The 6,470-nt window shown below is 39.5% G+C and carries 9 protein-coding genes and 1 pseudogene; 5 read left to right on the top strand and 5 right to left on the bottom strand.

What is annotated here, in order from left to right; translation table 11 throughout:
• Positions 1-312, bottom strand: a 312-nt coding sequence (locus tag L652_RS0102600; RefSeq protein WP_029770123.1) for a flavoprotein, incomplete at its 3' end; no start/stop codon positions are given.
• 144 nt (positions 313-456) lie between these two features.
• Here L652_RS0102600 and radC point away from each other — a divergent pair.
• The 3 genes from radC (at position 457) to rpmG (ending at position 1,809) form a co-directional block, all read left to right on the top strand.
• Positions 457-1,131 (top strand): DNA repair protein RadC, encoded by a 675-nt coding sequence (radC, locus tag L652_RS0102605; RefSeq protein WP_024590645.1) that lies wholly within the window; start codon positions 457-459, stop codon positions 1,129-1,131.
• Between the two features lie 274 nt (positions 1,132-1,405).
• Positions 1,406-1,642 (top strand): 50S ribosomal protein L28, encoded by a 237-nt coding sequence (rpmB, locus tag L652_RS0102610; protein WP_004335549.1) that lies wholly within the window; start codon positions 1,406-1,408, stop codon positions 1,640-1,642.
• Positions 1,643-1,653: 11 nt separating this feature from the next.
• Positions 1,654-1,809: a 50S ribosomal protein L33 gene (gene rpmG / locus L652_RS0102615; protein ID WP_004335545.1), complete on the top strand. Its 156-nt coding sequence runs from the start codon at positions 1,654-1,656 to the stop codon at positions 1,807-1,809.
• A gap of 202 nt (positions 1,810-2,011) precedes the next feature.
• On the opposite strand, the gene L652_RS0102620 is transcribed toward rpmG, so the two are convergent.
• Positions 2,012-2,938, bottom strand: a complete 927-nt coding sequence (locus L652_RS0102620; protein WP_004335532.1) for a manganese-dependent inorganic pyrophosphatase — start codon at positions 2,936-2,938, stop codon at positions 2,012-2,014.
• A 118-nt stretch (positions 2,939-3,056) separates the two neighbouring features.
• On the opposite strand from L652_RS0102620, the gene L652_RS0102625 reads away from it, so the two are divergent.
• Together L652_RS0102625 and mutM are read left to right on the top strand one after the other, a co-directional pair.
• Positions 3,057-3,572, top strand: coding sequence for a hypothetical protein (locus tag L652_RS0102625; RefSeq protein WP_004335529.1), 516 nt, complete (start codon positions 3,057-3,059; stop codon positions 3,570-3,572).
• Entirely contained in the window at positions 3,572-4,381 is an 810-nt protein-coding gene (gene mutM, locus L652_RS0102630) for a bifunctional DNA-formamidopyrimidine glycosylase/DNA-(apurinic or apyrimidinic site) lyase (RefSeq protein WP_004335526.1), read from the top strand. The genes L652_RS0102625 and mutM overlap by 1 nt, the downstream gene beginning before the upstream one ends.
• Before the next feature lie 69 nt (positions 4,382-4,450).
• On the opposite strand, the gene L652_RS0102635 is transcribed toward mutM, so the two are convergent.
• From L652_RS0102635 to L652_RS0102645, 3 genes and pseudogenes are all read right to left on the bottom strand, one after another.
• The gene (locus tag L652_RS0102635) at positions 4,451-4,951 is read right to left on the bottom strand and encodes a DUF3299 domain-containing protein (RefSeq protein WP_004335523.1); all 501 of its coding nucleotides are present in this window, start codon (positions 4,949-4,951) and stop codon (positions 4,451-4,453) included.
• A 14-nt stretch (positions 4,952-4,965) separates the two neighbouring features.
• Positions 4,966-6,255 (bottom strand): ABC transporter permease, encoded by a 1,290-nt coding sequence (locus L652_RS0102640; RefSeq protein ID WP_024597020.1) that lies wholly within the window; start codon positions 6,253-6,255, stop codon positions 4,966-4,968.
• Positions 6,252-6,470, bottom strand: a pseudogene (locus tag L652_RS0102645) (ABC transporter ATP-binding protein); the annotation flags it as partial. The pseudogene L652_RS0102645 and the gene L652_RS0102640, both read right to left, overlap by 4 nt.

Raw genomic sequence — 6,470 nt, forward strand, 5'->3', positions numbered from 1 at the left:
AGCAATGCCCGCTGCCATTTTTGCAATAATATTGCAGGTAGCTGGGGCAACTAAAATTAAGTCAGCCCATTTTGCAAATTCAATATGCCCCATTGAAGCTTCGGCAGAAGGGTCTAGTAATGAGTCAGAGACTGTTTCTCCACTAACGGCTTGCATGGTCAGTGGTGTAATAAAGTGTTTAGCTGATTCAGTCATAACTACTTTTACTTCACAACCAGCGTCTTTTAATCGCCTAACGAGTTCTGCGCATTTATAAGCTGCAATACCGCCGGTAATACCTAGTACAATTTTTTTGTTTGTTAAGTTAGTCATGAATGTTCATCAGTTTTTATTAAATATTGGGCTTAAAATAACAAATCTTTACCCGTACAGCGAAGTTTTTTAATTCGAAATAACAGGCTAAATTTTAAATTTGCATTACATTTATAAGACACTTTCGCCTCTCAAGGATGAACAATGCAACTTACTTCACTTCCAAACTCACTTCGACCTCGTGAAAAACTCATCTCCAAAGGAGCTAAAGCGCTTACTGATGCTGAGCTCCTTGCCATATTTTTACGAACAGGGTTACCAGGAATGAATGTAATTGAGTTGGCTCAGCATCTATTAAATGAAAATAAAACCCTACATAATTTGTTTAATGCCAGTATTGAGGAGTTTTGCTCTCAAAAGGGGTTAGGGACCGCTAAGTATGTGCAGCTACAAGCTGTATTAGAGCTAAGCCAACGTTATATGCAGGAGCGTTGCCAACGAGATGCAGTGTTTAATTCGCCTAACTCAGTTTATGACTATCTAACAATTCAAATGCGAGGCTTGCAACAAGAAGTATTTATGGTGTTATACCTAGATAGCCAAAATAGATTAGTAAAAGACGAAATACTTTTTTATGGCACAATTAATTCTGCCAGTGTTTATCCGCGTGAAGTGGTAAAGGCTGCCCTTAAAAATAATGCAGCCGCTGTTATTTTTGCGCATAATCACCCAAGTGGTATTGCAGAACCGAGCCAAGCAGACAAACTTATTACGAATAAATTGCAGCAAGCACTGCAATTGGTCGACATAAGTGTGCTCGATCACATCATTGTTGGTGGAGAAACCTGTGTTTCGTTTGCCGAGCGAGGCCTGATTTAGCTTTGTTAGACACATAAGTGTGTTAAAAATGAGCTGTTTAACGTGTTTTGGCAAATTAGTTTAATTTAAATGCAGTTTTTACTTTCCCTAAGGGCATTCGATCTTTATAATTAGCCGCTATCAAATTTACATATATGAGCTGATTGGATAGATCAGTGTTTGATCTTTGCCTGTAAAAGCTGTATAAAGAGCGCCCTTCGATTTATCTCTAGGGCGGAAATACACGGCCTTAGATTAAATTAAGCTCGAGCGAAGTTATTGGAGATATATAGACATGTCTAAAGTATGTCAAGTTACAGGTAAGCGTCCAGCGGTTGGTAATCACCGTTCACACGCGAGAAACGCGACTAGACGTCGTTTCCTACCTAACCTACAAACACACCGTTTTTGGGTTGAAAGTGAAAAACGTTTTGTAACATTACGCACTACTACTAAAGGTATGCGTATTATCGATAAAAAAGGCATCGACACGGTTCTTACAGAAATCCGTGCTCGCGGCGTTAAAGTTTAAGGATCTGAATCATGCGCGATAAAATCCGTTTAGTTTCAACTGCCGGTACTGGTTTTTTCTACACTACTGACAAAAACAAACGTAACATGCCTGAGAAGATGGAAATCAAAAAGTTTGATCCAAAGATTCGTAAACATGTTCTTTTTAAAGAAGCTAAAATTAAGTAATTTTAGTTCTTCTTTTAGAATTTAAAAACCCAGCTTAGGCTGGGTTTTTTGTTTTTAAACTATGATTAGCGAATTGACATAAAAAAACCTCGTTGGCATAACCAACAAGGCTTTTAAATCAAAAAACGTTATACCAATAGCATTAAATTAGTGATTTATTTAATGCGATAAAATAATCATGTTTTTAATAAAATTGGTATCATTAGATTTTTGTGAATGCATCTTGTAGTGGTGGTACTACTTGCTTTTTACGGCTCAGTACACCATCTAACCATACTTTATCATTCTCTGGTTTTACACCGTAAGCCTGCTCAACTAAGTTTGCATCGTCAGATACAATTAGCATTTCTGAGCCTTCTTTCATTATATCGGTAAGCAGTAAAAATACAGAGTGGCGGTTGCCCTCAACTTTTAGCTTAGCAATATCGGCTGCAAGGTCTGCTTTAATATCGTCAAAAACAGCAAGGTCGATTACTTCTAGCTGGCCAATGCCTACTAGGTTACCGTTCATGTTGAAATCTTTAAAGTCACGCATTACTAAATCACGTGCTGGTGTGTCTTCTACCGCAGATTTAACGCGGAACATATCCATACCAAGTTCTTTAAAGTCTTCGATGCCTGCAATTTCAGCTAGCGCTTCAACACATTTAATATCGGCTGTGGTACATGTTGGCGATTTAAATATAACTGTGTCGCTTAAAATTGCACACATCATGATACCAGCGATGTCTTTAGGGATTTCTACGTTGTAGAAGTCATACATCATTTTAATAATGGTGTTTGAACAACCAACAGGACGAATCCAACATTCAAGCGGAGTCGATGATGTTAAGTCACCTAATTTATGGTGATCTACCACACCAACAACGCGAGCTTGGTCGATATCATCAGGTGCTTGTGTTTTTTCTGTGTGATCTACAATATACACATCTTCACCAGCGTAGCTTAACTTAAGCTCTGGTGCTTCAAAACCAAATCTATCAAGGATAAATTGAGTTTCAGGTGAAACTTCACCAAGACGAGTTGGAATTGCTGGCTCATCAATTTGGTTTTTTAAATAAGCCAGTGCAATTGCACCACAAATAGAATCTGAATCTGGGATTTTATGGCCCACTACATACATAGACATTGACGGAACTCCTTTAAATTTGCCGATATTCTAACAAAGTCTGCGGCCTTTAACATATAGACAGCGCAATTAAGTTTTAGTTACACTTTAAAATCTTGAATTTATTAGGTGTATTTATATGCGACTGGGCCGTAAAGGTTGGAACAACGTTATAATATTTTCGATGTTGATTATGATCTTCTTTTTAAATGGCTGGCATAAGCAATTTTTAGGAGGGGAGGATAAACCAGCGTTACAAGCTGTACTCCCCCAGCAAAGTTTTGTACTTACACTGCAATTTGTTGATCAAAAAATTGAGCGAATAGGAACAAGTTGGCGTACAACACCACTACAAAAAGATATACCGCTCGTGTGGAAAGCTTCTGAGCAGCAGCTTAGTGATTTAGTTAACCAATGGCAAAGTGCGGCGCTAATGGGGGTTAATGAGTCTGTTGTTTTTAATCCTAATGCACCTTTATACGTTGCTACATTTGAGTTGGCTGGCGAAAGTATGCCGTGGGTTTATTTGCTCTACAAAGGCGATGGACAATATTATTTACTCGAAAAGAGAAGCCAGCGAATACTCGCACTCGATTTAAAAACTGCTCAGCAGTTATTCCCTAGTTTTGATTTTTCACAAAGTGAGTCTAATTAATGCCTGAATTACCAGAGGTAGAAGTGAGCCGAATGGGTATCACTCCCCACGTACAAAACCAAGTTGTTACAAAGGTAAATATTTACAATGCCAGTATGCGCTGGCCAGTGCCCGATGATGTGTATCAACTTGAAGGGCTAATTGTTACAAGTATTGAGCGACGAGCTAAATATTTACTTTTACATTGTGAGCTTGGGAGCACTATTTTACATTTGGGTATGTCAGGTAATTTGCGTGTAGTAGATAAAAGTGAGCCGCTTAAAAAGCATGACCATGTAGAGTTTATTTTTGGCAACGGTAAAGCGCTGCGCTTAAACGATCCTCGTCGTTTTGGTTGTTGCTTATGGCAAGAGCCCGGTGAAGTGCATAAGCTACTCTCTAAGCTTGGTCCTGAGCCGCTTACCGATGATTTTTTTGCTAAACGCGTGTACGAACAATCGCGCAATAAAAAAGTACCCGTAAAGCAATTTATTATGGATAACGCAGTGGTGGTTGGTGTTGGTAATATTTACGCGAATGAATCGTTATTCAAAGCGGGTATACATCCAAAGCGAGAAGCGGGAAAAGTATCGCTCAAACGTTATCAAGCACTTATCCCTATTATAAAAGACACGCTTGCGGCGGCTATTACACAAGGTGGTACAACGCTTAAAGACTTTGCACAAAGTGATGGTAAGCCTGGGTATTTTGCCCAAGAGTTATTAGTATATGGGCGCAAAGGTAAGCCATGTATGACGTGCGAAAACGAATTAGAAGAAATTAGATTAGGGCAACGCAGTACTATTTTTTGCTCAAATTGCCAAAAGTAGTTATTTGAATTTTACTGACTCTAAATTTAATGAGATTTAAGGGCCAGCTCTAAAAGCGGGCCCTTTATTTTAAAGCTCGAACGGTGCTACACCGACTGCCTTCATTTTATATCCTACCTGCGCGATTTCGCCCGACCATGTTTCTGTGCTTATTATTCCGGTTACAACGATTGCGTCGTAAAGACTATCTATAGGCACACCACCTTTAATCGTTACATGGACTATTTGATTTGGCGGTGGTGGTGGTACGTGTATACAGGCGCCAAAATAAGGCACGAGTAAAAACTCAGTAATGACTTCGCTATCGCCCTCAAGTGGCACAACAAAACCTGGCAAACTTACCGATTGACCATCAAGCGCTTTTACCACTGGAGCATCTAAATCGGGTTGCACCCAGTTTTGATCGCTGCCTTCGTGATTAGCTTGTGCTTGAGTGTCTATTTGCATATGACCTTTGGGAATTAAGTCTTCCCAAAAAATTTCTTTTGGTGGATTGGCATAGCTCGCTACGCTTATAAATAATAAGCTAATAGCAGCAATGTATTGAAAAGCTGTTTTAAAAAATGTCATAAAATACCTAAAAATTATGCTTTTATACTCATGCCATCGCTGAGTGAATAAAAATAAGCGCGAGTAGCGGGTATTAAGCCAATAACAAAACCTGCGGCCATAATAACCCCGATTAAGCCCAGTTCATAGTAAGAGAGCATTGTGATATTTACGCTTATACCGGCATGGCTTTGTAAGTAACCGCTGGCTGAAAAAATAACTAAGTAATAAAGCGCACTACCTACTAGGCAACCAAGTAAAGTGGTCAGTAATGACTCAATACTAATAAGTGTAAATAAATGCCAAGGGCGAGCGCCTACTGAGCGCAATATAGCAAGTTCGCGACGTCGCTGGCTCAGGTTTGCAAGCAATGTCGTTAACATACCAAGTAAGCTAACTAACACGACAACAGCTGAGAATAGTAATAGTATTTTTTCTACTATGGCGAGCATTTCCCATAACTCTTTAAGTGTTACGGTTGGCATAATGCCAAGCAGGGCTTCTGGCTTATATTGATTTATATTGCGCCTAATTTGTAATGTATACAAAGGCGAGTTAAATCCCATTAAAAATGCTGTAATTTGCTTTGGGTGACCGACTAGGTTGTTATGTTCGTCATGCTCATGCTCATGCTCATGCTCATGCTCATGCTCATGCTCATGCTCATGCTCATGCTCAAGGCTCGCTTTACCGCCGTGAATTAAATCGATTGCAGCCAAAGGAATGTGCAGCGTTTTATCAACTGGCGTGCCTGTTGGGTTTAAAATGCCGACGACTTTAAATGGGTTATCGTCATGATGATGAAAACTGGTGTTCCCCATGCCGTGCGATATAACAATAGAGTCGTTAAGTTTGTAGCCTAGTTTATTTGCAACTTCGCTACCTAGCACCACTTCGTTAATTGCGGCAAAAGGGTGGCCTTTGTTAAAGGTTAAATTTTGTTTTTTTGCAAAGCGATAATGGCTAAAGTAATCAAGTGTTGTGCCTAGTACCGCTTGGCCTTTATGGCTGTCGCCTAGGCTTATAGGTATGCTCCATTTTACGCCTCGCTGACTTGTTATGTATTGATAACTTTTCCAACTTACGCCGTTATTAGTATGGCCAATTCTAAATACTGACGAAAGCAGCAACTGTATATCGCCGGTACGCGCACCAACAATTAAATCAGTGCCCGAAATAGTATTACTAAAACTACTTTTAGCATCAATTCGTACACGTTCAATACTCAAAAGTAGCATTACACTAATTGCGATAGTAAATAATGTAAGCAGTACACTTGCGCGGCGATTTAATAAGCTTTTGTAAGCAAGTTTAGCGAGAATCATACCTGCTCCTGCAAATTTATAAGATCAATGGAGCGGTTAAATAAAGGCTTTAGTGTTTCATCGTGGCTCACAAATACCAGCGTACTATTAGATAACTTTGCTTGTTCAAACAGTAGCTTTATAAAGCTCTCACGGTTATTTGTATCGAGTGCAGATGTGGGCTCATCAGCAATTATTAGTTCAGGGCTGCCTATAAATGCGCGAGCGGCAGCAAC

It is taken from the genome of Pseudoalteromonas sp. TB25, from assembly GCF_000497995.1.
In the GTDB taxonomy this organism is placed as follows: Bacteria; Pseudomonadota; Gammaproteobacteria; order Enterobacterales; family Alteromonadaceae; genus Pseudoalteromonas; species Pseudoalteromonas distincta.